Origin of the sequence: Kribbella sp. NPDC026596 (assembly GCF_040638415.1) — a bacterium.
Lineage (GTDB): Bacteria > Actinomycetota > Actinomycetes > Propionibacteriales > Kribbellaceae > Kribbella.
The window spans coordinates 21061-43928 of the sequence record NZ_JBEZYF010000032.1 but is presented as its reverse complement, the minus strand read 5'-3'; the positions used below and the strand labels follow the sequence as shown (position 1 = coordinate 43928).

At 69.3% G+C, this 22868-nt stretch carries 21 protein-coding genes; 14 read left to right on the top strand and 7 right to left on the bottom strand.

Annotation, left to right across the window (positions count from 1 at the left end; all coding sequences use genetic code 11):
• Positions 1-102: 102 nt before the first annotated feature.
• Positions 103-879 carry a TSUP family transporter gene (locus AB0E63_RS25365; protein WP_360370992.1) on the top strand — a complete coding sequence of 259 codons (777 nt, stop codon included), beginning with the start codon at positions 103-105 and terminating at the stop codon, positions 877-879.
• On the opposite strand, the gene AB0E63_RS25360 is transcribed toward AB0E63_RS25365, so the two are convergent.
• Positions 876-1361 (bottom strand): GAF domain-containing protein, encoded by a 486-nt coding sequence (locus tag AB0E63_RS25360; protein ID WP_360370989.1) that lies wholly within the window; start codon positions 1359-1361, stop codon positions 876-878. The two genes, AB0E63_RS25365 and AB0E63_RS25360, sit on opposite strands and share 4 nt — an antisense overlap.
• 45 nt (positions 1362-1406) lie before the next feature.
• Here AB0E63_RS25360 and AB0E63_RS25355 point away from each other — a divergent pair, with 45 nt between their 5' ends.
• Positions 1407-2168, top strand: coding sequence for a class I SAM-dependent methyltransferase (locus AB0E63_RS25355; RefSeq protein ID WP_360370987.1), 762 nt, complete (start codon positions 1407-1409; stop codon positions 2166-2168).
• Between the two features lie 3 nt (positions 2169-2171).
• On the opposite strand, the gene AB0E63_RS25350 is transcribed toward AB0E63_RS25355, so the two are convergent.
• Positions 2172-3074 (bottom strand): MerR family transcriptional regulator, encoded by a 903-nt coding sequence (locus tag AB0E63_RS25350; protein WP_360370984.1) that lies wholly within the window; start codon positions 3072-3074, stop codon positions 2172-2174.
• Between the two features lie 89 nt (positions 3075-3163).
• Here AB0E63_RS25350 and AB0E63_RS25345 point away from each other — a divergent pair, with 89 nt between their 5' ends.
• The 5 genes from AB0E63_RS25345 to AB0E63_RS25325 are packed head-to-tail and all read left to right on the top strand — an operon-like array spanning position 3164 to position 7601.
• Positions 3164-3535, top strand: coding sequence for a hypothetical protein (locus tag AB0E63_RS25345; protein WP_360370981.1), 372 nt, complete (start codon positions 3164-3166; stop codon positions 3533-3535).
• Positions 3532-4848, top strand: coding sequence for an FAD-dependent oxidoreductase (locus AB0E63_RS25340; protein ID WP_360370978.1), 1317 nt, complete (start codon positions 3532-3534; stop codon positions 4846-4848). The genes AB0E63_RS25345 and AB0E63_RS25340 overlap by 4 nt, the downstream gene beginning before the upstream one ends.
• A 10-nt stretch (positions 4849-4858) precedes the next feature.
• On the top strand, positions 4859-5611 hold the full coding sequence (locus tag AB0E63_RS25335; RefSeq protein ID WP_360370975.1) for a DUF1365 domain-containing protein: 753 nt from the start codon (positions 4859-4861) through the stop codon (positions 5609-5611).
• The gene (locus AB0E63_RS25330) at positions 5608-6846 is read left to right on the top strand and encodes a cyclopropane-fatty-acyl-phospholipid synthase family protein (RefSeq protein ID WP_360370972.1); all 1239 of its coding nucleotides are present in this window, start codon (positions 5608-5610) and stop codon (positions 6844-6846) included. The genes AB0E63_RS25335 and AB0E63_RS25330 overlap by 4 nt, the downstream gene beginning before the upstream one ends.
• Positions 6843-7601: an SDR family NAD(P)-dependent oxidoreductase gene (locus AB0E63_RS25325; protein WP_360370969.1), complete on the top strand. Its 759-nt coding sequence runs from the start codon at positions 6843-6845 to the stop codon at positions 7599-7601. The genes AB0E63_RS25330 and AB0E63_RS25325 overlap by 4 nt, the downstream gene beginning before the upstream one ends.
• On the opposite strand, the gene AB0E63_RS25320 is transcribed toward AB0E63_RS25325, so the two are convergent.
• Positions 7579-8697 (bottom strand): cytochrome P450, encoded by a 1119-nt coding sequence (locus AB0E63_RS25320; protein ID WP_360370966.1) that lies wholly within the window; start codon positions 8695-8697, stop codon positions 7579-7581. The two genes, AB0E63_RS25325 and AB0E63_RS25320, sit on opposite strands and share 23 nt — an antisense overlap.
• A gap of 123 nt (positions 8698-8820) precedes the next feature.
• On the opposite strand from AB0E63_RS25320, the gene priA reads away from it, so the two are divergent.
• The 5 genes from priA (at position 8821) to AB0E63_RS25295 (ending at position 15630) form a co-directional block, all read left to right on the top strand.
• Positions 8821-9558 carry a bifunctional 1-(5-phosphoribosyl)-5-((5-phosphoribosylamino)methylideneamino)imidazole-4-carboxamide isomerase/phosphoribosylanthranilate isomerase PriA gene (gene priA, locus AB0E63_RS25315; protein WP_360370963.1) on the top strand — a complete coding sequence of 246 codons (738 nt, stop codon included), beginning with the start codon at positions 8821-8823 and terminating at the stop codon, positions 9556-9558.
• Positions 9555-11876, top strand: a complete 2322-nt coding sequence (locus AB0E63_RS25310) for an HAD-IB family hydrolase (protein WP_360370960.1) — start codon at positions 9555-9557, stop codon at positions 11874-11876. Before priA ends, AB0E63_RS25310 begins: the two co-directional genes overlap by 4 nt.
• Positions 11873-13072 (top strand): alcohol dehydrogenase catalytic domain-containing protein, encoded by a 1200-nt coding sequence (locus tag AB0E63_RS25305; protein ID WP_360370957.1) that lies wholly within the window; start codon positions 11873-11875, stop codon positions 13070-13072. The genes AB0E63_RS25310 and AB0E63_RS25305 overlap by 4 nt, the downstream gene beginning before the upstream one ends.
• Positions 13073-13144: 72 nt before the next feature.
• Positions 13145-14698: a lactate racemase domain-containing protein gene (locus AB0E63_RS25300; RefSeq protein WP_360370954.1), complete on the top strand. Its 1554-nt coding sequence runs from the start codon at positions 13145-13147 to the stop codon at positions 14696-14698.
• Positions 14698-15630 (top strand): lysophospholipid acyltransferase family protein, encoded by a 933-nt coding sequence (locus AB0E63_RS25295; RefSeq protein WP_360370952.1) that lies wholly within the window; start codon positions 14698-14700, stop codon positions 15628-15630. The genes AB0E63_RS25300 and AB0E63_RS25295 overlap by 1 nt, the downstream gene beginning before the upstream one ends.
• On the opposite strand, the gene AB0E63_RS25290 is transcribed toward AB0E63_RS25295, so the two are convergent.
• On the bottom strand, positions 15631-16824 hold the full coding sequence (locus tag AB0E63_RS25290) for an SGNH/GDSL hydrolase family protein (RefSeq protein ID WP_360370949.1): 1194 nt from the start codon (positions 16822-16824) through the stop codon (positions 15631-15633).
• Between the two features lie 90 nt (positions 16825-16914).
• Here AB0E63_RS25290 and hisF point away from each other — a divergent pair, with 90 nt between their 5' ends.
• Together hisF and AB0E63_RS25280 are read left to right on the top strand one after the other, a co-directional pair.
• Positions 16915-17676 (top strand): imidazole glycerol phosphate synthase subunit HisF, encoded by a 762-nt coding sequence (gene hisF, locus AB0E63_RS25285; RefSeq protein ID WP_360370946.1) that lies wholly within the window; start codon positions 16915-16917, stop codon positions 17674-17676.
• Positions 17673-18149 (top strand): MarR family winged helix-turn-helix transcriptional regulator, encoded by a 477-nt coding sequence (locus AB0E63_RS25280; RefSeq protein WP_360370943.1) that lies wholly within the window; start codon positions 17673-17675, stop codon positions 18147-18149. Before hisF ends, AB0E63_RS25280 begins: the two co-directional genes overlap by 4 nt.
• 32 nt (positions 18150-18181) lie before the next feature.
• Here the strand turns inward: AB0E63_RS25280 and AB0E63_RS25275 are convergent, their stop codons facing one another.
• From AB0E63_RS25275 to AB0E63_RS25265, 3 genes are read right to left on the bottom strand one after another with little or no spacing between them, the layout of a single operon-like run.
• Entirely contained in the window at positions 18182-19738 is a 1557-nt protein-coding gene (locus tag AB0E63_RS25275; RefSeq protein WP_360370940.1) for a right-handed parallel beta-helix repeat-containing protein, read from the bottom strand.
• Positions 19735-21117 carry an O-antigen ligase family protein gene (locus AB0E63_RS25270; protein WP_360370938.1) on the bottom strand — a complete coding sequence of 461 codons (1383 nt, stop codon included), beginning with the start codon at positions 21115-21117 and terminating at the stop codon, positions 19735-19737. Before AB0E63_RS25270 ends, AB0E63_RS25275 begins: the two co-directional genes overlap by 4 nt.
• 6 nt (positions 21118-21123) lie before the next feature.
• Positions 21124-22749: an AAA family ATPase gene (locus AB0E63_RS25265; RefSeq protein ID WP_360370935.1), complete on the bottom strand. Its 1626-nt coding sequence runs from the start codon at positions 22747-22749 to the stop codon at positions 21124-21126.
• Between the last annotated feature and the right edge of the window lie 119 nt (positions 22750-22868).

Sequence of the window (22868 nt, the reverse complement as noted above, 5' to 3'; positions counted from 1 at the left end):
CACTGTCGCACCGGCGACGTGGTTTGTCTCTCATTCCACCGTGTAAGGGTTGAGCAGAACAATGCCCTTACCCGATCATCGGGTGCGTGAGGACTTGCCGCTGTGCCTGATGTTTCGTTGTGGACCCTGCTTTTCCTGGTGATCGCGGCCTTCGCGGCCGGCTGGATCGATGCGGTGGTCGGCGGAGGTGGGCTGCTGCAGTTGCCCGCGATGCTGCTCGGCCTGCCGAACGCGACCCCCGCGCAGATCCTGTCGACCAACAAGATCTCGTCGTTGTGCGGTACGGCGACCAGCGCGGTGACGTTCGGTGTGAAAGTCCGCCCCGATCGGAAGACCGTCGTACCGATGGCCATCCTGGCCGGACTGGGAGCCGCGGCCGGGGCGCTGGTGGCGACGAAGATCCCGATGTCGTGGTTCAAGCCGATCGTGCTGGTGCTGCTGATCGGCGTTGCGATCTACACCGCGTTCAAACCGTCACTCGGTGCGCGGACGGCGCTCCGCTTCGACGGTCGCGACCACTACGTCGCGGCGAGTGCGGTCGGCGTACTGATCGGCTTCTACGACGGCGCGGTCGGACCGGGCACGGGGTCGTTCCTGATCTTCGCGCTGGTCGGCTTCCTCGGTTACAACTTCCTCCAGGCCAGCGCGAAGGCCAAGATCGCCAACGTCGCCACCAACCTCGGCGCGATCGTCATCTTCGCGCTGCACGGCGCCCCGCTCTGGAAGCTCGGCCTGATCATGGGCGCCGCCAACATGCTCGGCGGCCTGCTCGGCGCCCGTACCGCAGTGGCCCGGGGCAGCCGCTTCGTCCGCGTCATCTTCCTGGTCGTCGTCTCGGCCCTGATCCTCCGCTTGGCGTACGACGTCTTCCACGGTTAGTGCTTGCTGAACGTGGGGGCCCACGGAGCGTTGTCGAGACCGATGCGCTGGATCGCGGTCGCGGTCTGGGCCGCGAGGTCCTGCAGCGCGGCGATCTCGCCCGGGGTGGCGCGGTAGTGGTGGGACCAGTACGCACCGATCGCGGCGACGGGGGCCGGCGAGCCGACCGGGACCATGACGAGACTGCGGACGAACGTCGGGAGGTAGGCCTCGAGCGGGATGCGCTCGTCGACGGTGATGTCGGGGACGACGGCGGTGTCGTCGTGGAGCATCGCCCAGCCGCTGATGCACGTGGCGATCGGGAACCGCTGTCCCTTCCAGAGCGGAGCGATCGCGTCCTCGTCGGCGTAGAAGCAGCGGTCTCCCTCGCGGAGCACGAAGGTCGCTCCGTGCGCGCCGGTACGACGTCTCGCCTCGACCCGCACGACCTCTCCGACCTCCTCGAGAGTGCGGGTCGTTTCGAGTCCCAGCAGTTCCGTCATGCCGCCATTCTGCGGCGGTTCCGCGCGTCGCGATAGGGTCACGGCATGGTCGACTACAACGGTCGGATGGGCAGTGTGTACGTCGCCGGCCGGAGGATGGCCCCCGAAGAAGTCCGACGGTGGTCCGCGGCACTCGCGGCGTACCTCCCTGAGAAACGACCAGTTCAGATCCTCGATCTCGGCAGTGGTAGCGGCCGCCTCACGCCTGGGCTGGCCGAGGAGTTCCAGGGCCCGGTGTACGGCGTCGAGCCGTCGGACCGGATGCGGGAGACGGCTGAGCAGTCCGCGGTGCACCCGTCGGTGACCTATCTGAAGGGCAGCGCCGAGGACATTCCCTTGCCTGAGGCAACGGTCGACGGCGTACTGATGTTCCTGTCCTTCCATCACTTCCCTGACCAGTTGAAGGCGCTCCAGGAGGTACGCCGGGTGTTGCGGCCCGGGGGAGTGGCGTTCCTGCGGAGCCAGTTCTCGGACCTGATGCCGGACTTGTTCTGGTATGACTACTTCCCGTCCGCCCAGGTGGTCGACGCCGGTATGTACCGCTCTGTCGCCGAGGTCAAGGCCCTCGCCCGTGAGGCGGGGCTCGAGCCGGCCGAGGACGTTGTCCACGTGACCACGGAAACCTCGCGGACGCTGCGCGAGAGCTACGAGCGGCTCAGCCTGCGCGCGCTGTCGACGTTCGAGTACCTGCCGGCGGACGAGATCGAGTCCGGCTTCGAGCGCTTCGCCGCCGATGTAGCCCGCGATCCGGACCGCGTGATGCCCGTCTACTCCGCCGCAATGCTGGTAATGACCCGCCCGAGCTGACAGCTACAGGGTTACGCGCAGGGCTTCGGTGACCGGATCGCCGGAGAGTAGACGGGCTCCGACCTCGTCGGCGATCGCTTGGCTCGCGCCTGCCCCGGCCAGGGCGAGTGGCGCGGTGGACGCGAGTTCGCGGAGTTCGTCGACGATCGGGGTCAGGCGTTCCGGGACGGTGGCGGCGATGACCACCAGTTGGGGTCCGGTGTCCGCGGCGATCCGGATCAGATCGGCGATCGGGGTGTTGGCGCCGAGGTAGCCGATCCGCCAGCCGTTGCGGGCGAGCACGATGCCGAACGCCATCGGCGCCAGGTCGTGGAGCTCATCCGGCGGGCACGCGATGATCGCCAGCGGTCCGCGCCCACCGCCCCAGCCGCGGGCCAGCCCGGCGAGGCGCCCGCGGATCACGTGGCTCGCGAAATGCTCCTGGCCGACCCCGACGACACCCTGCGCGACGCGTTCGCCCAGATCGTGCAGGTACGGGATCACGACATCGCGCAGCACGGTCTCGACGGTGAACTCGTTCAGCAGCTGATCCAGCGCACCCTGCGCGCCCGGCTCGTCCATCGCATCGAGCGCCGCCCCAAACGCTGCCGCATCACCAGGTCCAGGACCCGAGTACGCCGATCCGCCTGGCACCGCACGCGTGTCCGGCAGGTCGAGAGGGGCGATCGACAAGTCCTCGGCGAGGGCTACGCGTGCGGCCTGGGCTGCTGAGAGGCCTTTGGCCAGCTCTGCCTGCATTCGCCGTACGCGGCGCTCGTCGTTCCCGGAGTACAGCCGGAAGCCGCCGGCCGACCGGACCGGGGACAGCAGTCCGTACCGGTTCTCCCACGCCCGCAGCACGTGGTCGCTGACGCCGACCCGGCGGCTCAGCTCACCGATCCGGAGCAGCCCCGGGACCGAATCCATGCGGACACTCTACATTCCTTAGACGAATATTAGACAGACCTGCTAGGGTTCCTAGACAAACCTTAGACAAGCCGTGGAGGGATCCACCGATGAGAGTTCAGCTCCTGCCGCGTCTCCTCGGCCTGCTCACGCTCGGGTACGGCGCCTACACCGCGGCCCGCCCGGAGTCGCTCGTCCGGGCCGCGGGGCTGACGGACGAGCTGCCGGACTGCCGGTCCGGGCGGGTGCTCGGCACGGTGATCGGGGTCCGGGATCTGCTGTCCGGTACGGCGATGGTCGTCGCGCCGGCGGGCGCCCCGCTGCAGGCCGCGATCGTCGCCCGGGTCGCCTGCGACCTCAGCGACATGGCCGGCTTCGGCCTCGCCGGACCACCACGAACCCGAGCCAAGGTCGCCGGCATCGCTGCCGGCTGGGGCCTGCTCTGCGCTTCCTCCCTCGCAGCCACCCGGGCCCGCCGATGACCCACCTCGATACTCGCGGCCGCGCGGGCCTGCCGATGGCCCACGCCAACCACCGGCCGACGGTTGCGGTTGTCGGGGCTGGGGTGGCCGGCCTCACCGCGGCGTACCTGTTGTCGCGGTCGCACGCGGTCACCTTGTTCGAGGCAGAGCCCAGGCTCGGCGGCCACGCGCACACCCAGGTGGTCAGCGACGCAGCCGGGGTTGCAGTGCCGATCGACACCGGCTTCATCGTTCACAACGACCGCACCTACCCCTTGCTCCGCAGGCTGTTCGGCGAGCTCGGCATCGCGACCCGGCCGACCGAGATGAGCATGAGCATCAGCGATCGAGCTACCGGCATCGAGTACGCCGGAGGTCGCGGTGCGGCCGGCGTCTTCGCCCAGCGTCGCCGGATCGCCGACCCGCGGTTCCTGAGCGTCCTCGGCCAGATCGCCCGCTTCCACCGTCGTGCGACAGCGTTCCTGGCCGCGACCGATGACGCAGACCTGACCAGCCTCGGCGAGTTCCTGGACGACGAGGGCTTCACGCAGGAGTTCCAGCGGTTGTACGCCGTACCGCTCGTGTCCTGTGTCTGGTCCACCGGATCGCAGTCCTCACTGCAGTACCCGGCCCGCTATCTGTTCAGCTTCCTCGAGCGGCACGGCATGTTGTCGTTCCGGGACTCGCCGCGCTGGTTCACGGTCGTCGGCGGCTCCCAGAAGTACGTCGCAGCCATCGCCGACCGCCTCGACCACATCCGGACGGGCCGGCCGATCCGCGGGATCACTCGCGGAGTCGACGACGTACGCGTGACAGACGCCGCCGGCGACACGGCCTCCTTCGATCGGGCAGTCATCGCCACCCACGCCGACACCGCGCTCGACTTGCTGGACGACGCGGATCCAGCGGAGAAGGAGGTGCTGTCCGCCTTTCAGTACGCGCGCAACGAGACAGTGCTGCACACCGACGCGTCGTTGCTGCCGCGGACGCCCCGTGCCCGAGCATCGTGGAACTTCCTGACCTCCGAGCCGACCGGCGACGATCGACCGGCAGTCGTGAGCTACTGGATGAACCGGCTGCACGGCCTCGACAGCGACACCCAGTTCCTGGTCACGCTGAACGCCCGCGAGCGGATCGATCCGGCAGCGATCCTCGCGGTGATGGACTACCGCCACCCGGTGTACGACGCCGCTGCGGTCGCCGCCCAAACAAGGCTCGCGGCCTTGAACACCGACCGCACCGCCTTCGCCGGGGCGTATCACGGCTGGGGTTTCCACGAGGACGGCTGCCGCGCGGGCGTCGCAGCCGCGGCCGCCTTCGGAGCCACGTGGTGACGATCAAGTGATGACATTGAGCGGCCTGCCGACGACGCCCGCGCTCGTCGTCGGACAGGTCTGGCACCGGCGCCGGATCCCCGTCCGGCACGCGTTCCGGCACCGTACCTATCAGTGGCTCGTCGATCTTGACGATCTGCCGCAACTCCCGCCCTGGTTACGACCGCTCGCCAAGTTCGACGCGAGCGACCACCTGGGCGCCATCGAGCCGGCCGGGATCAAAGCCGCTGTCAAGCGCTACCTGGCTCATCAGGGCATCGCCCTCGGATCCGCCGACCGGGTCGTGATGCTCGCGAACGCCAGGTTCCTCGGCTACGTGTTCGACCCGCTCACCGTGTTCTGGTGCTTCGCCGCCGATGGCTCGCTGCGGTGCGTGGTCGCCGAGGTGCACAACACCTACGGCGAGCGCCACGCCTACCTCCTCCAGCCCGAGGCAGACGGTACGGCGGAAGTCGGCAAGGAGTTCTACGTATCGCCGTTCAACGATGTCTCCGGCCGCTACGACTTCAAGTTCGTCGTCGCACCAGACCGCCTCACGATCTCCATCACGCTGAAGCGCCAAGGCCAACCGGTCTTCGAGGCCGGCTTCGGTGGCCGGATCCGCTCCGCGACAGCCGGCTCGGTGGCTCGAACGGTACTCACACGGCCGGCGATGCCGCAGCGCGTCTCGATCCTGATCCGCGCGCACGGGATCTGGCTGTGGCTGCGCCGGCTGCCGGTGGTGTCCCGACCAGTCCACCACCCACCGGAAGGCGTCCGATGACCTCGATCACCACCGCGCGCGTTCACGATCTGCCAGGCCCGTTACGTCCTCGGGCCTGGCTCACCCGGGCCCTGGTCGACCGCGCCGTCGCAGGTCTGCCGGTCCGGGTGCTGTATCCGGACGGCGAGGTCCGGGGAGTCGGCGGCCCGGACGATCCAGCTGTGCGGATCGTCCGGCCGGCGTCCTTCTTCGACCACCTCGGCCGCAATCCGAAAATGGGCCTGGGCGAGGCCTACATGGCCGGAGACTGGACTGTTGCCGAGGGCACCGATCTCGGCGAGTTGCTGACGCCGTTCGCGGCCCGGCTCCCCACCTTGCTGCCGCGCCCGCTGACCCGGTTGCGTGGCGTGGTGGACCAGCGGATTCCGCGGCGGCTGCGCAACACGGTGTCCGGCGCACGGGCCAATGTCAGCGCACACTACGACCTGAGCAATGACCTCTTCGCCCGCTTCCTCGATCCGACGATGAGCTACAGCAGTGCGCTGTTCGACGGTGCACCGCCGTACGCCGGGCAGAGTCTCGAGGAAGCGCAGCGTCGCAAGATCGACCGGATCCTCGACCTGGCCGGCGTGACCGAGGGCACCCGCCTGCTCGAGATCGGCACCGGCTGGGGCGCGCTCGCGATCGCCGCCGCCCGCCGCGGCGCACAGGTCACCGGCGTCACCTTGTCGCACGAACAACTCGGGTTCGCAAAAAGCTGGGTGGCTGAGGCCGACCTCGACGACCGCGTCGACCTGCGGCTGCAGGACTACCGCTCCGTACGAGGCGAGTACGACGCGATCGTCAGCGTGGAGATGATCGAGGCCGTGGGGGAGGAGTACTGGCCGGAGTACTTCTCCACGCTCGACCGCCTGTTGGCTCCCGGCGGCAGGATCGCGGTGCAGGCGATCCTGATGGACCACGACCGCCTGCTGGCGACCAGGAACTCGTTCAGCTGGATCCAGAAGTACATCTTCCCGGGCGGACTGATCCCGTCCCGGCAAGCGATCGAGGAAAGCCTCGCGGCGAACACCCGGCTCCGGATCGTCGCCGATGATCGCTTCGGCCCGCACTACGCGGAGACGCTGCGCCGCTGGAGGCAGCGCTTCGACGAGCAGTGGCCGCGGATCCGGCCGCTCGGCTTCGACGAGACCTTCCGCCGGATGTGGGAGCTCTACCTGGCCTACAGCGAGGCCGGCTTCGCGTCGGGTTACCTCGATGTCGGTCAACTGCAGCTCACGAGGGGGCCGGAATGAGCGCCCTCGCAGGTAAGGCCGTCTGGGTGGTCGGCGCGTCCAGCGGGATCGGCGCCGCCCTGGCCGACGAGCTCGTCACGCGGGGTGCGCGGGTGGCGATCTCGGCACGGAGAGCTGATCGACTCGAGGAAGTGGCCGGCGACCGGATGTCCGCCGTACCGCTGGATGTGACCGATCGGGACGCGGTGGACGAGGCCTCCCGGCGAGTCGCCGACGAGATCAGCGGGCCGGACCTGGTCGTGTTCAGCGCGGGTGCGTGGGAGCAGCTGGATGCCACCGCCTGGGACCGGGATCGGTTCGCCCGGCAGATCGAGGTCAATCTGCTCGGCCTGAACAACGTCCTCGGCGCGGTGCTGCCACCGATGCTCGAGCGGGGCCAGGGCGGGATCGTCGGGCTGGCGTCCGTCGCCGGCTATCGGGGTCTGGCCGGCGCCGAGGCGTACGGCGCCACGAAGGCCGCGCAGATCAATCTGCTGGAGGCGTTGCGGATCGCAGTCGGCCGGAGGGGTGTCGACGTGATCACCGTTTGTCCCGGATTCGTCCGGACCGAGCTGACGGAGGCGAACTCGTTCCCGATGCCGTTCATGATCGAGGCGGACCAGGCCGCCCGGTCGATCTGCGACGGACTGGAGCAGGGCCGGGCCGAGATCGTCTTCCCGCTGCCGATGGCGGTCCTGATGAAGCTCGCCCGCCTGCTCCCGGTCCGCCTCTGGGCGGCCGCGATGCAACAGTTCACGCGTCCCAAAGGACGTTGAGGGCAGAGGGCTTGCGAAAGACGAGACCGCGCGGTGGGGGAGAGCCCGGCGCGAGTCGCAGGCCCGGCAGCCGCAGTACGGCGTCGACGGCGGTCAGCGTCTCCAGCCGGGTGAGGTGCATGCCGAGGCAGATATGCGGTCCGCTGGCGAAGGCGAGGTGGCGCCGGGCGTTGGACCGGCGTACGTCGAAGTCGTCGGGCGACTCGAAGACCTCGGGATCACGGCCCGCGCCGGCCAGCGACACGGTGACGAAGTCGCCGCGGCGGATCGACGCTCCGGCCAACTCGACATCGCGGGTGGCGTAGCGGTCGACCACGGCGGCGGCCGGCTCCAGGCGGAGCGACTCTTCGATCGCATTCGGCAGTAACGAACGGTCGGCGAGCACCGCGTCGAGCTGGTCCGGATGATTCAGCAGGTGCCAGAGCGCGTTGGTGATCATCCCCTCGGTCGTCTCGATCCCGCCGAACATCAGCACCGCCGCGTTCGCGACCACCTCATCGACGCCGAGCCCGGCCTGCGCCGCCGCGGCGATCAGCGCGTCCGGCGAATCGATGCCCGAGGCAACGTGTTTGTGCAGTTCCGCGAAGGCGGCTGCTCCTTCGGCGGTGACCGGCCGTCCGGCCGAGACTCCCGACACCGAGTCGGAGATCGCGGTGTACCAGGCCAGCACCGTCGAGGCCGAGGCCGGCGGCAACCCCAGCGAGAGGGCGACGACCGCAACGGACAGCGGCCCAGCCAGCGTCGTCCGAAGGTCAGCCGACCCATCGTCGCGGATGGCGCCCATCAACTCCTCGACGGTCTGCTCCACCAGCCCGGTGAACCGGCGCCGCGTCTCAGCCAGTCCGAACGGCGCCTCGAACGGGTCGCGGTGCGCGGTATGCGCGGCACCGTCCAGCGAGAGCATCGAGGGCCCGACGACCTGCGCCGTGGAAAACCGCGGATCGTCGACGGTAAACGTCTCCGGATCCCGCAGCACCGCCATCACCAGAGCCCGCGAAGCCACCACCCAACCACCGAGCGCATCCACCCAGCCGATCGGCCGGAGCGCGGCGAGGGCCGCATGCGGATCTGTCTCGAGTTCCTCCAAGGTGGTCACGGGGCCACCTTAAATCGATGAGACCACCGACTAGACTGGTATTGCTGAGACAGATTGGATCTCAACGACTCAGCGGGCGTCCGGGTTACGGATCCTTCCCGAACGCCCTCTAGGGTGTGGGCCATGTCAGAGAACCTGGTGCTGCTGCCTGCCGTCGATGTGGCGGACGGTCAGGCGGTCCGGCTGGTGCAGGGCGAGGCCGGAAGCGAGACGTCGTACGGCGATCCGCTGACGGCCGCGATGGCCTGGCAGGAGGCCGGCGCGGACTGGATCCACCTGGTCGACCTGGACGCGGCGTTCGGCCGCGGCAGCAATCGGGAACTGCTCGCCGAGGTGACCGGCAAGCTCGACGTCCAGGTCGAGCTGTCCGGCGGCATCCGCGACGACGACTCCCTGGCAGCGGCGCTGGCGACCGGCGCGCGCCGGGTCAACATCGGCACCGCGGCGCTCGAGGACCCCGAGTGGTGCGACCGGATCATCCAGCAGTACGGCGACCGGATCGCGATCGGGCTCGACGTCCGCGGCCGGACCCTGGCGGCCCGGGGATGGACCAAGGAAGGCGGCGACCTGTACGAGGTGCTCGAGCGGCTGGAAGCGGCCGGCTGCGAGCGGTACGTGGTCACCGACGTCACCAAGGACGGCATGCTGCAGGGCCCGAACCTGGACCTGTACCGCGATCTCTGCGCGCGCACCGACAAGCCCATCATCGCTTCCGGCGGCGTCTCCAGCCTGGACGACCTCAAGGCGCTCAGCACCCTGGTCTCCGACGGCGTGGAGGGCGTCATCGTGGGGAAGGCCCTGTACGCCGGGGCATTCACCCTGACCGAGGCACTCGAACTCACGCGTGGAGGCGACAAGTGAGTCTGGCCGACAAGCTCAAGGACAAGAAGGTCCTGGTCACCGGCGTCACCGGATTCGTCGGTGAAGCGCTGCTGCACCGGATCATCGGTGACCTGCCCGGCACGACCGTGGTCGCGATCATCCGTCCGAAGGGCTCGCTGACCGGCACCGACCGGATGGCGCAGCTGCTGAAGAAGGACATCTTCAAGCCGTTCTACGGCGAGGGCACCGAGTACGCCGATGCCGAGGCGCTGTCGGCGGCCCGGATCCAGGTGATCGACGGTGATCTGGCCGACGTACCGGCGCTGCCGAAGGATCTCGACATCGTGGTGCACTGCGCCGGCGACGTCAGCTTCGACCCGCCGATCCACGAGGCGTTCACGACCAACGTGCTCGGCACCAAGAGTCTGCTCGAGCGGATCGATGAAAGCCGCGCAGGGACCGGGCGTCGTATTCATTACGTCCACATCAGCACCGCCTACACGGCCGGCCGTCGCCGGGGCGCGATCCCGGAGGCGCCGGTCGAGCACACTGTCGACTGGCGGACCGAGGCCGAGGCCGGAATGGCGATGAAGGCCCGGATCGAGGAGCAGTCCCGGTCCGCGCCGATGCTGGCCAAGTTCCGCAAGGACGCCGAGAAGCTGCACCGCCGTGCCGGTCACCTGACCGCGGCGGCCGACACAGAGCGCCGCCGGACCGAGTGGGTCGCGAAGAAGCTGGTCGAGACCGGCACCGAGCGGGCCCGCAGCCTCGGCTGGACCGACTGCTACACCTTCACCAAGGCGCTCGGCGAGCGCGTGGTCGAGGAGTTCGCCAAGACCCTGCCGACGTCGATCGTCCGGCCGGCCATCATCGAGTCCGCGGTGCAGAGCCCGCACCCGGGCTGGATCGAGGGCTTCAAGATGGCCGAGCCGCTGATCCTGGCCTACGGCCGCGGTGAGCTGCCCGAGTTCCCGGCCAGCCCGGACTCCGTGGTCGAGATCATCCCGGTCGACCACGTCGTCGGTGCGATCTGCGCCGTGATGGCGACCGAGCCGGAGCTCTCGAAGCCGGAGTACTACCACGTCAGCTCCGGCGCCCGGAACCCGCTGACCTTCGAGCAGTTGTACGCCGGAGTCCGCGCGTACTTCTCCAAGCACCCGTTCGACCTGGGCGAGCGCGGAGCGGTCCGGCTGCCGGTGTGGAAGTTCCCCGGCGGCGACTCGGTCGAGAGCATGCTCCGGTACGGCGAACGCGCGCACAAGCTGGCCGACGCCGTGATCACCCGCGTTCCGCGCAGCGAGCGGACCCGGAAGTACGCCCGCGAGCTGGACGTCCAGAAGCGCCGGCTCGACTTCCTCCGGCGCTACATGGATCTGTACTCCGAGTACGCCCAGGCGGAGCTGCAGTTCATCGACGACAACGTCCTCGCGCTGCACAACGCGCTCGAGGGTGACGACCAGGAGAAGTTCTGGTGCGACACGTCGATCGTGGACTGGCAGCACTACCTGCAGGAAGTGCACTGCCCGAGTGTCACCGACTCGCTTCGCCGGCTGGACGTCGTACGGAAGAAGCGGAACAAGGCGCTGGCCGAGTCGGCCGGTGTTCTCAAGAAGGTGGAGCCGTCGCAGGATGCGGAGATCATCGCCGCGTTCGACATGGACGGCACGCTGCTGTCGTCGAACGTGATCGAGACCTACCTGTGGATGCGGCTGCCCGAGCTGGACAGTCACCAGCGGGTCGGGGAGATCGGCCAGATGCTGCGCCGGCTGCCGAAGCTGATCTCGGCCGAGCGCAAGGACCGGGGCACGTTCCTGCGGACGATCTACCGCCGCTACGAAGGCGCCGACCTGGAGCAGCTGAACCAGATCGTCGACGAGGTCCTCGCCGAGCACGTGCTCGAACGCTTGAGCGGCGCCGCTGTCCGACGGATCCGCGAGCACCGCGCGGCCGGGCACAAGACGATCCTGATCACCGGCGCGATCCGGCCGCTGACCCGGCCGCTCGAGCCGCTGTTCGACGAGATCGTCGCGGCCGAACTGGCCGTGGACGACCGTGGCCGCTGCACCGGCTTCCTGTCCGGGCCACCGCTGGTCGGTGAGTCCCGGGCGGCGTGGATCAAGCACCGTGCCCGCGGTACGAACATCGACCTGTCGAAGTCCTACGCCTACGCCGACAGCCACTCGGACCTGCCGATGCTGATGACCGTCGGCAATCCGGTCGCCGTCTCGCCGGACGTGTCGCTGTTCCGGGCCGCCCGGGCCGCGCGCTGGCAGATCGTCGACTGGAAGACCCCGTCCACTTCGTCCCGACTGGAGCTCCCTGGGGTGCAGCGTTTCTCCGGAGGTGTGGCCCGATGATGCTCGCGCTCGAGATGTACCGGTCGCCGGCCAAGTTGCTGGCGGCCAAGGCGGTCGGCGGCCGCATCCCCGGCATCCTGACCGGTCCGGCCGCGCCGCTGCGCCTCGTCACCATCGACGAGCCGAAGGCGGAGCGGGAGGGTTGGGCGCGGATCCGTCCGATCCTGTCCGGTATCTGCGGTTCCGACCTCGGCATGGTGACCGGCAGTACCAAGATGTACTTCTCCGCGCTCGTCTCGATGCCTTTCGTCCCGGGCCACGAGATCGTCGGCGAGTTGCTCGACGACTGCGAGGACCTGCCCAAGGGCACCCGTGTGGTGATGGACTCGGTACTGACCTGCGCTGCCCGTGGCGTCGAGCCGTGCGAGAACTGCTCGTCCGGCTCCACCAACCGCTGCGACCGGATCACGGTGGGCCACGTGACGCCCGGTCTGCAGACCGGCTTCTGCAGCGACACCGGTGGTGGCTGGGGCAAGCTGATGGTCGCGCACCGCAGCCAGCTGTACGCCGTGCCGGACGGGCTGGCCGACGAGCGCGCTGTGCTCGTGGAGCCGCTGGCCGGTGCTGTGCACGCCGCGTTGCGAGCCAAGGTCCAGCCGGGCCAGTCGGTCCTCGTCAGCGGTGCTGGTGCGGTCGGCCTGTTCGCGACGCTCGCCCTGCGTGAGCTGACCCAGGCGGGCCGGATCACCGTGGTCGCGAAGCACGCCAGGCAGCGCGAGCTCGCCCGGGCGTTCGGTGCCAGCGACGTCGTCGCGCCCGACGAGGTGTTCCGCGGCGTTCGCCGGTCGACGGGCGCGTTCCGGCTCAAGCCCGAGCTCGGCGCGAAGGAGTTCCTGCTCGGCGGTGTCGACATCGCCCTCGACGCGGTCGGCAGCAAGGACTCGATCGACACCGTGCTCCGGGTGACCAAGGCCGGCGGCCGGGTCGTCCTGTCCGGGATGCCGGCCAGCGGCGCCGACCTGTCGCCGATCTGGTTCCGGGAGCTGGAGCTGACCGGCACCTACGCCTCCGCGCGGCAGGAGCCGAACGAACAACCCGCGTTCGAGACCGCGCTGGAGCTGGCCGCCAAGGCCCCGCTCGACGGGATCGTCGGGGCGAAGTACCCGCTGTACCGCTGGCGTGAGGCGATCGACCACGCGCATTCGGCCGGCCGACTGGGCACGGTCAAGGTTGCTTTCGATGTGAGGGCCTCATGAGGGCCGTGACACAGGCGCAGTACGTACGACGAGAGGGTTTCTGACATGTCTCGGCCAGGTTTTGTGCTTGAGGTGGACGACCGGACACCGCCGCTGCTGGTGCACAACGGTGAGGGCTTCCTGCTGGAGCGGTTCCCGCTCGGTACCCGGGTGGTGTACCCGCCGGAGGCGCTGCCGCCGGTCCGGGACGTCGAGGAGTCGATCCAGAACGCGCTGCTGAACCCGATCGACTCCGAGCCGCTGCCGGAGCTGCTGCGGCCCGGGATGCGGCTGACGATCGCGTTCGACGACATCTCGCTGCCGCTGCCGCCGATGAAGAAGCCGGACATCCGCCAGCGGGTCATCGAGGCCGTCCTGACGATGGCCGCCGACGCCGGTGTCGACGACGTCGAGCTGATCTCGGCGAACGCGCTGCACCGCCGGCTGACCCCGAACGAGTTGCGCGACATCGTCGGCGAGCGGGTCTTCCGGTCGTTCTTCCCCGACGGCAAGCTCTACAACTTCGACGCCGAGGACGCCGCGAACCTGACCCACCTGGGCCAGACCAAGCACGGCGAGGACGTCGAGATCTCCAAGCGGGCGGCCGAGTCCGACCTGCTGGTCTACGTGAACGTGAACCTGGTGGCGATGGACGGCGGCCACAAGTCGACGTCGATCGGGCTGGCGTCGTACAAGTCGCTGAAGCACCACCACAACAGCCACACGATGATCCACTCGCGGTCCTTCATGGACCACAAGGCCTCGAGGATGCACCACTCGGCCTGGCGGATGGGCGCGGTGCTGACCGAGCACGTCAAGGTCTTCCAGATCGAGACCACGCTGAACAACGACATCTTCGGCGGCGCGCTGGAGTTCCTGCAGAAGCGCGAGTGGGAGTGGTCGATCAAGGACCAGGCCTCGATGCTCGGCACCAAGCGGGCGCTCGCGGCGGCGCCGGGCAAGCTGCGGCACAAGATCTTCACCGACGTCCGGTCGAACTACGGGCTGACCGGGATCCACGCGGGGTCGATCGAGCCGGTGCACGAGAAGACGATCGAGAACGTGCACCGCCAGCACCTGGTCGAGGTGCAGGGCCAGTCCGACGTCGCGATCATGGGCGTGCCGTTCGTCGGCCCGTACAACGTGAACTCGGTGATGAACCCGATCCTGGCCGCCTGCATGGGGCTCGGCTACTACTTCAACTCGTACCGGGGCAACCCCGTGGTCCGCAAGGACGGTGCGGTGATCCTCTACCACCCGGTGCCGGACGAGTTCAGCCAGCTGCACCACCCGTCGTACGTCGACTTCTTCGAGGAGGTGCTCTCCGAGAGCACCGATCCGGCCACGATCGAGGCGAAGTTCGAGAAGCAGTACGCCGAGGACCCGTGGTACATCCACCTGTACCGGACGTCGTACGCCTACCACGGCGTGCACCCGTTCTACATGTGGTACTGGATCTCCCACGCCCTGGACCACTGCGGCGACATCGTCTGGGTCGGCGCGAACCGCAAGACGGTCGAGCGGATGGGCTTCCGGTCCGCGTCGACGCTGCAGGACGCGCTGGAGATGGTCAGTCACTCGGTCGGCCGGTCGCCGTCGATCACCTACCTGCACAACCCGCCGCACCTGCTCGCGGACGTGCGCTGATGGGTACCAGCCTCGTCAAGTTCAGCCGCGACACCGCGCGTGACGTCAAGCAGGTCGCGCGTGGGTGGCGGTGGGGCCGGCGGCCGCAGGTGCCGCGGTCGGCCGAGCCGTACGTGATCCCGAAGGAGACCTCGGTCTTCCCGACGAAGTGGGCTCGTACGCCGGCCGCGATCGCGGTCCGTGAGGTGCTGCAGAAGGGCGCGCTCAACTCGGTACTGCGGTTCGAGGTGAACCCGCAGGTGAGCGGTCTGGACTCGCTGCTCAAGCTGCACGGTCCGGCGCTGATCGTGGCGAACCACTCGTCGCACCTGGACACGCCGTTGCTGCTGTGCACGCTGCCGGACGAGATGCGGCGCAAGACCGCGGTCGCCGCGGCGGCGGACTACTTCTTCGACACCTGGTGGCGGGCGACCGCGTCGGCGATCGTGTTCAACACGTTCCCGATCGAGCGCCGCGGCGGCAAGCTCAGTTCGACGCCGGGTGATCTGCTCGCGGACGGCTGGAACGTGGTCGTGTTCCCGGAGGGGACGCGCTCGCCGGACGGCTGGATGGAGCGGTTCCGGATGGGTGCGGCGTACCTGGCCGTCGAGCACGGTGTCCCGGTCATCCCGGTCGGTATCAAGGGCTCGTTCGCCGCGATGCCGCGCGGCCGCGGCTGGCCGGTGCCCGGTCGCCCGACGGTCGCGGTCCGGTACGGCGACCCGCTGCGACCGGCCGAGGGGGAGAGCGCCCGCGACTTCGCGCCCCGCATCTCCGCCGCGGTGTCGGCGCTCCTCGACGAGGAGTCGACCACCTGGTACGAGGCGCGCCGCCGCGTGGCGATCGGCGCGTCCCCGTCCCAGTCCGGTCCCGACGCCGCGCGCTGGCGCCGGGTGTGGGCATCGACCGCCCCGATCAAGCCTGCCGGTAGCAGGCGCAAGGCCTGGAAGTAGTCACCGCTGGTTGCGTCCGGAGATTGCTTCGGACGCAACCACAGCCAGTGCCTGGTATCCCGCGTCGTTCGGGTGCAGGTGGTCGCCCGAGTCGTACGCCGGGTTGAGCCGCTGCTCGTCCGCGGGATCCCCGACGGCCCGCGCGAAGTCGGCGACCGCGTCGTACTGACCTGACGTGCGGATCCAGGTGTTGACCTGGTCGCGGATCGCCTCCGCCCGCGCGAAGTCGGCCGGTTGCATGTAGTCGGCCTTGAACGGCGTGATCGTCGCCCCGACGATCCGGACACCGTGTGCGTGCGCGGACCTGATCATGCTGCGGTAGCCGGCCACGATCTGGTCCGCGGTGACCCTCGGCGTACTGCCACAGCCGAAGTTGAACTCGCTGTCCCAGATGTCGTTCTCGCCTTCCTCGACGACGACTGTGCGGACACCCGGCTGGCCGAGCGCGTCGCTTTCGAACCGGGACGTTCCCTGCGCACCGAAGCACGGCAGTTCGTGGAGCAGCAGATTCCCGCTGATGCCGACGTTGGCCACCCCGAGCCGGCGCGACCGCAGCCGCTCGGCGAGGGCATCCGAGTACCGGCGATCGGCACCGACCGTCGAGTTGTGCCCGTTGGTGATCGAGTCGCCGAACGTCACGACCGTGCCCGTCGCACCGGTCACGTCGACGCCGGTGAGGTAGTAGACCGAGTGGCTGGTCTCGCCTCCGACCACGTCGTCGTGCAGGTGGCCTCCAGGTGTCGCGTACGTCGTCGTCAGCCCGTCCTCGTGGAAGGTGGCCGGCCCGGTGGAGCCCTCGACGTACAAGGAGATGGTGAGTTGTTCGCCGGCGACGGTCGGGATCTTGACCGGATCCGAGGTGATCGTCCGGCCGGGGGCGATGGTGGTGCGCGGCGAGCCGTGGAAGGGCGCGGTGAGGTGTCGTTCGCCCACGGTCACGCCGGTGAGGTGGAGCGGCTTGGTGCCGTACTCGTTGGAGAGCCGGATCCGCAGCGAGCGACCGCCGGTGCTGAGCCGGATCGTCTGCCGGATCGTCTGGTGTTCGAAGCCCGTGGTGGACCAGTTCGCAGTGTTGGCGGTGGGTCGTTGCATCGCGGTCGCCCAGGCGGCAGACCAGCCGTCGTGCGTCGCGGCCGAGGCCGGCAGGACGGAGGAGGCGGCCAGCGCGAGTGCGGCAAGCAGAGTGGTTTTCATGAACGCGATAGTTGCAGGGCATCTAGTTGCAATGCAACTAGATTTCTCAAGAGTGCCGGATCGCGGGGTCCGAGTCGGTACCCTTTCCGCGTGACCCTTGCCGTGCGTGTGATCCCCTGCCTGGACGTCGACGCCGGGCGGGTGGTCAAGGGCGTGAACTTCACCGGACTGCGGGACGCCGGCGACCCGGTCGAGATGGCCCAGGTGTACGACGCGGAGGGCGCCGACGAGCTCACCTTCCTCGACATCACCGCGTCGTCCGGTTCGCGAGAGACGACGTACGACGTGGTCGGGCGGACCGCCGAGCAGGTGTTCATCCCGCTCACCGTGGGCGGCGGGGTCCGCGAGGTGACGGACGTGGACCGGCTGCTGCGTGCCGGGGCGGACAAGGTCGGCATCAACACCGGTGCGATCGCCCGTCCGGAGGTGATCCGCGAGATCGCCCACCGCTTCGGCAACCAGGTGCTCGTGCTGTCCCTCGACGTACGGCGGGCCGCGGATCAGCCGAGTGGGTTCGAGGTGACCACGCACGGCGGCCGGAAGTCGGCCGGGCTGGACGCGATCGAGTGGGCCCAGCGCGGCTGTGAGCTGGGTGCGGGGGAGATCCTGCTCAACTCGATGGACGCCGACGGGACCAAGCAGGGGTTCGACCTCGAGCTGATCAAGGCGGTGCGGGCGGTGGTCGACGTACCACTGATCGCCAGCGGGGGAGCGGGGGCGCCGGAGCACTTCCCGCCCGCCGTCGAGGCCGGCGCGGACGCGGTGCTCGCGGCCAGCGTGTTCCACTTCGGTGACTTCCGCATCGCCGACGTCAAGAAGGCGTTGCGCGACGCCGGGATCGTGGTCAGGTGAGCTCGCCGGTGACCGACCGGCCCGAGCAGAGCGAGCAGCTGGTCGCCGACATCGAGCAGGAACTGTCGGCGCTGTTCCGGCGGTCCCGCTCGGCGTCGCTGCGGCTGGCCCGCCGGGTCCACCCGGACATCGACGCGGCCGGCTACGCGCTGATCTCCCAGATCGAGCTCGGTACGCCGAGCGGCGGGGCCGGCGTCCGCGCGTCGGACGTGGCCCAGGCGCTCGGCCTGGACAAGTCCACGGTCAGTCGCGGGATCACCCAGCTCGAAAGCCTCGGCCTGATCGAACGCGTCGGAGACCCCGACGACGGCCGCGCCCGCCTGCTCCGCCTCACCGCGACCGGCGCCGAGAGCTTCGGCGCGATGCGCGCCCAGCGCCAGACCGAGTTCCGCGCCATCCTCGACCGCTGGAACCCCACCGACCTGGCCGACCTCGGCCGCCTCCTCGCCCGCCTGAACGACGACCTCGGCTGACGACCTCGGGCCGGCCGGCCCGAAGGACGACCTCAGCTGACGGCGCGGCCGCCGTAGTCGTTGCCTGCGGCGCGCCACTGGGACCAGGTCAGGTCGTTGTCGTTCCAGGCGAAGTACGGCTGGGCGAGTGACGGGACGACGTACGTGTTGTTCTCGAAGCGGTTGTTGTTCCGGGTGTAGACGGCGGTGTCGCCGATGTCCTGGACGGCGCCGCTGACCTGGCCGTCGGCCAGTGTGACGCGATTGTCGTGGACCCACACGTTCCGGACGACGTGCGGCCCGTACGGCGCCGGCCTCTCGTCGGCCCGGCCGCCGCTCTCGATCAGGGCGATCCCGTTCGCGTTGTCGCCGAGGGTGTTCCCGGCAATCTCGATGAGTCCCGTCGTCCCTCCCGAGGACTGGATCTGGATACCGGCCTCCCAGGCCCAGCCCTTGTGCTGCAGGCCGTTCCCGGAGATCTCGTTGTCCCGGATGACGGCGTCATAACTCATCTCGTGCTGGATGCCGGCTCCCCAGTTCGCGGTGATCCTGTTGGCCGAGTACTCCGTGTGGATGTTGCCGCCGTCGGTCCACAGCCCGGGACCGTGGTTGTCGTGGACGTAGTTGTGCGTGACCGTGTGCCGGCCGGTCTGCCAGCTCTTGCTCCCGCCGGCCTCCCAGTCCGGCGAGTAGCCGGCCATCCCGTTGAACGAGATCTCATTGCCGCTCACCACCGATCCGTTGCCCCAGGCACCGAAACCGAGCTGGCCCTGGTGGTGCACGAAGTTCGCGCGGACGACGGCTCCGTCGGCCAGGCCGAGGCCGACGCCGTGGTTGAGGCGCACCTCGTTGTGCAGGATCTGCCAGCCCGACCCCATCCCGTACGGCGTCGTCCGGCGGGACTCGACGGCGGCGACCTGAGCCTCGTTCGCGGCCTGCTCGAGCACGAGGTTGGCGACGGTGACGTGGTCGACGGTCGCACGGATGAGGCTGGGCGCGACGGCCTGCTCGACCAGATGGAGCCGCGGATCGTCGCCGATCGTGATCGTGTTCGTGCGGTAGTCGGCGTGGACGGTGCCGGCGGTCACGGCCGCCGCGGAGTCGACGCGTGTCAGCCGCTGCTTGTCCACGAAAACGTCCTCGGCGTACGTGCAGGTCGGTACGGGTTCCATGCACTCGCCGTGGTCGGCCGGTGCCGGCGGCAGGAATCCCGTGGCCGACCAGACGCCGCCGGTCTGCCGCCAGCCGGTCAGCACTTTCGACCCACTGATGACCGCCCCCGAAGCACCGATGAACGCGTCACCCTCCTTCGGCTCCAGGGGTTGTTCCAGCCGGTACGTGCCGTGGGAGAGGCAGTACGTCGTACCCGCCGGATGCGCGGCGATGACCGAGTGAAGATCCTCCGCGGGACTGACTGCGACGCCGTCACAGGCTCTCGGAACCGGGCCAACGGCGCCGGTGGGACCGACAGAGCCGGTGACGCGGGCCAGGCCGGACGGGCTGGCGGGGGTCGATCCGCCGCCTGCGTCGAAAGGCCACGCCAGTGCGAGCAAACCCGCCACCGCGCAGCCGGCCACGATCCAGCGCCCCCGACCCGGTGCCGGTCTCACGACGACGTCCCGCCACCGAACCAGGGCCGGACCGTCGTCACCGTCACCCCGATCCCGAACGCGGTCCACAGCAGCGCCGCGACCTGCGGCCCCTCCAACTGGGGATCGAAGAAGCAGGACACCAGAACAGCCGTGCACACCATCAGCGTGAGGACACCCACCTGGCGTCTGGTGTGCAGCCCTTCGCGCGCCAGCCGACGGCAGCCGGCGACCATGCGCCAATACCAGCCCACCCACAAGGCGATCCACAACGAGATTCCGACCACCCCCAACCTCGCCAGGATGTGCAGGTGCGAGTTGTGCGGGCTCCGCAAGGTGTCCTTGCCGGCGTCGAGCACGCCGACCTCGCTGGCCAGGTTCTGGCCGAACCCGGACCCGTCGACGAGGTGGCCGTCGTTGATCTGTTTGGCCAGGATCCGCGACCAGAGTTGCTGACGCCCCTCGACGGTGCCGCCGAGGTTGCCGGGTTCGTTCTTCCCGCCGAGGCTCACGACGTTGTCGATCAGCTGGGTGGCCGAGAACTCCCGGCCCTGCAGTCCGCCGAGCGGAATCTTGAGCGACAGCAGCGAAGCCACTCCCAGACCGACGGTCATCACGAGTACGACGCGGGCGGCAAGACCCACGCGGTTGCGGAGGAACGCCAGCCCGACCGCGCCGCCGGCCATCACGCCGATCAGGCCACCCCGGTTCTGGGTGGCGGCGAGGGCGACCACCACCAGAGCCAGCACGCTCCAGCCCGTCCGACTGCGTGCGCTGCGCGTACCGGGAAAGAGCCACATGCACCCGAGCACGAGGAGCGCCGCGATGGCCGCGCTCCCAGATTTGTGCGACAGCACCGAGACCGTCGAGAACGGCACCGTCGGGAAGCTGTCGGACAGGGGATAGAGCACGACGGCGAACGGCAGCCACAGCAGCAGCCATGGAGTCAACCGCGTCAGTTGGGTGATCCACCGGTCGATGAGTTCCGGTGATCTGGCCAGCACCGCGGTCACGAAGAACCCGAACAGGCAGTAGAACCAGAGGGCGGCGTCCCGCACCGCATCCAGGTGGTAGGTGCCGACGCCGGGAATCGTCCGGATCAGTCCCCAGCCGGCGAACGCCACGAGCAGCGCGAGGATGGACTCGTCCCTGATCGGCATCTTGAGGTAGCGGGTGGCCATGACCGTGGCAGCCGCGCCGACCCCCAGCACCATCTCGCCGACGAACAACGGACTGCCGGGCAGATGGAGGTAGGCGAAGGCCCGGTCGAACAGCAGGTAGCCGCCCAGGAGTGGCCCGAGCACGCGGCCGTACAGGACCCAGAGCCGGCCCGATGCCTGCGGCGGCAGAGCGCCCAGAACCGTGCCGCGCTCGCGTCGGCTACCGGCGGCGGACGACATCCCGCATCAGCCCTGCGGTAGGCGTGCCGACGTTCGACGGTTCCTGGCGGGCCGGAAGGCGAGGAGTTCGCCGGCCTCCACCGACTCCTGGCCGATCCGGCGGGCGGTCCGCTCCCGCATCCGGCGGACGAACTTCGGCCCACGACCGGTCCGCCGGAAAACGTAACCCGCCACATCCGGCTCGACGTGTTCGAGACGCTCGACCACGGTGACGTGGTCCCGCACCGGCTCGCCGGGGCCGAGGACGATCACGGTCGCGTCGGAGTCCTGCACCAACTCGACCGCGTTCGCCGCTTTCAGCACCGCGGGACTGTCGATCAGCACGAGCTCGAAGGACTCCTTGGCCTCGGCGATCAGCTTCTCCACCGCCTCGGCGTACGCCGTGCCACTGGTCCGCCGGACCCGGACGGTGCCGGCCCGGAGGACGGTGACATCGGCGTTGAGCGGGCTCGGCTCGATGCACTCCGACACCGGACAGCACCCGGCCACGACCTGCTCGAAACCGTCGGCCCCCGAGCTGCCCGGGAGGAGGAGGTCGGTGAGGGCGCTCCCGGTGGCATCGGCGTCCACCGCCAGGACCGGCGTTCCGCTCTCGGCGACTGCGAGCGCAAGGTTCGCCACGACCGTACTCCGATCGGTGCCGCTGTCCGCCGAGACGAAGACCACGGCCAGCCGGTGGTCGCGGGCAGCGCGCATCCGCTCGACCGACCCCGCGGTGAACCGGAAGGCCTCGGCGGTCGGCGACTGCGGATCGACGGCCATCGGCAGCGGGTGGGCGGCGGCCGACAAGGCGGTCCGGATCCCATGGTTCCCGGTCGACGGGATGTCCCCGATGAGAGGCGCGTCGTAGATCGCGACCGGGTCGAGCCGGTCGTCGAGGCACCGCTTGCGGCCGGCCCGCAGGTACGCCACCGCGGCGCCCAGGACGAATCCGGCCACCAGCCCGATGGCACCGGATCGCTTCACGTTGCCGTTGATCGGCACCTGGGGTTCGGCCGCCCAGACGGCGCTCGGATGGGTGGCCAGGTCGAGCTCCAGGTCGACCAGGGTCTTCGTCCGCTGGTTCTTCAGGTCGGCCAGCTGGCCCGCTGTCCGAGCGTCGTTGATGGCTCGCTCGACCGCGGCGACGTCGGCGGCACCTTGCGCGGCGGTGGCAGCGGATCGTGCGTCGTCGAAGGCCTGGAGCGCCGCGTTGACACCGGCCCGGGCCACCCTGGCGTCCGGCCAGGTGAAGGTGAGGGCGACGATGCTGGAGCCGAAGCTGCCCGGCGTGGCCTGCTCCGGCGGGGTGATCTCCAACGACTTGTGGTCGCCCGCGAAGTCGTCCTGGGTCAGCACGTTGTCGTTCAGCGCCGTGTTGGCGATGGTGGCCGCGCGATCGGCCACCTCCTGGGATTGCAGTAGCAGAACCTGACTATCGAAGTACTGGGTGCGGTCCTCGCCCTCGGCCAGCGTGCTCTGCGGCACCGTGACCGTCCCGTACGCGCGGTAGAGCTCGGTCTGCGCCGACGCGTACGCCATCGCGGCCCCGGACGTCAGCACAGCGATGACCACGACCATGATCCAGTGCCGGCGTACGGCACTGAAGACAGTCGGTTCAAACCGTGCTTGATCGATCCTGGTGGCCTTCATGGCCTCACCTCAGTCGCGCCCCTGGACTTCGGTGCACCGCCGCAGCAAATGCCCCCTTGCAGGATGATAGACGGAGAGTCGTCAAAATAGCTCGGTTTCAACCAATAACTGACTCTCCG

Bases quoted from the DNA above. Each gene is read 5' to 3' on its own strand.
- AB0E63_RS25350 (WP_360370984.1), bottom strand. From the start codon at position 3,074: ATGGATTCGGTCCCGGGGCTGCTCCGGATCGGTGAGCTGAGCCGCCGG.
- AB0E63_RS25265 (WP_360370935.1), bottom strand. From the start codon at position 22,749: ATGAAGGCCACCAGGATCGATCAAGCACGGTTTGAACCGACTGTCTTC.
- AB0E63_RS25270 (WP_360370938.1), bottom strand. From the start codon at position 21,117: ATGTCGTCCGCCGCCGGTAGCCGACGCGAGCGCGGCACGGTTCTGGGC.
- AB0E63_RS25340 (WP_360370978.1), top strand. From the start codon at position 3,532: ATGACCCACCTCGATACTCGCGGCCGCGCGGGCCTGCCGATGGCCCAC.
- AB0E63_RS25355 (WP_360370987.1), top strand. From the start codon at position 1,407: ATGGTCGACTACAACGGTCGGATGGGCAGTGTGTACGTCGCCGGCCGG.
- AB0E63_RS25330 (WP_360370972.1), top strand. From the start codon at position 5,608: ATGACCTCGATCACCACCGCGCGCGTTCACGATCTGCCAGGCCCGTTA.
- AB0E63_RS25345 (WP_360370981.1), top strand. From the start codon at position 3,164: ATGAGAGTTCAGCTCCTGCCGCGTCTCCTCGGCCTGCTCACGCTCGGG.
- AB0E63_RS25295 (WP_360370952.1), top strand. From the start codon at position 14,698: ATGGGTACCAGCCTCGTCAAGTTCAGCCGCGACACCGCGCGTGACGTC.
- AB0E63_RS25305 (WP_360370957.1), top strand. From the start codon at position 11,873: ATGATGCTCGCGCTCGAGATGTACCGGTCGCCGGCCAAGTTGCTGGCG.
- priA (WP_360370963.1), top strand. From the start codon at position 8,821: ATGTCAGAGAACCTGGTGCTGCTGCCTGCCGTCGATGTGGCGGACGGT.
- AB0E63_RS25325 (WP_360370969.1), top strand. From the start codon at position 6,843: ATGAGCGCCCTCGCAGGTAAGGCCGTCTGGGTGGTCGGCGCGTCCAGC.
- AB0E63_RS25360 (WP_360370989.1), bottom strand. From the start codon at position 1,361: ATGACGGAACTGCTGGGACTCGAAACGACCCGCACTCTCGAGGAGGTC.
- AB0E63_RS25290 (WP_360370949.1), bottom strand. From the start codon at position 16,824: ATGAAAACCACTCTGCTTGCCGCACTCGCGCTGGCCGCCTCCTCCGTC.
- AB0E63_RS25335 (WP_360370975.1), top strand. From the start codon at position 4,859: ATGACATTGAGCGGCCTGCCGACGACGCCCGCGCTCGTCGTCGGACAG.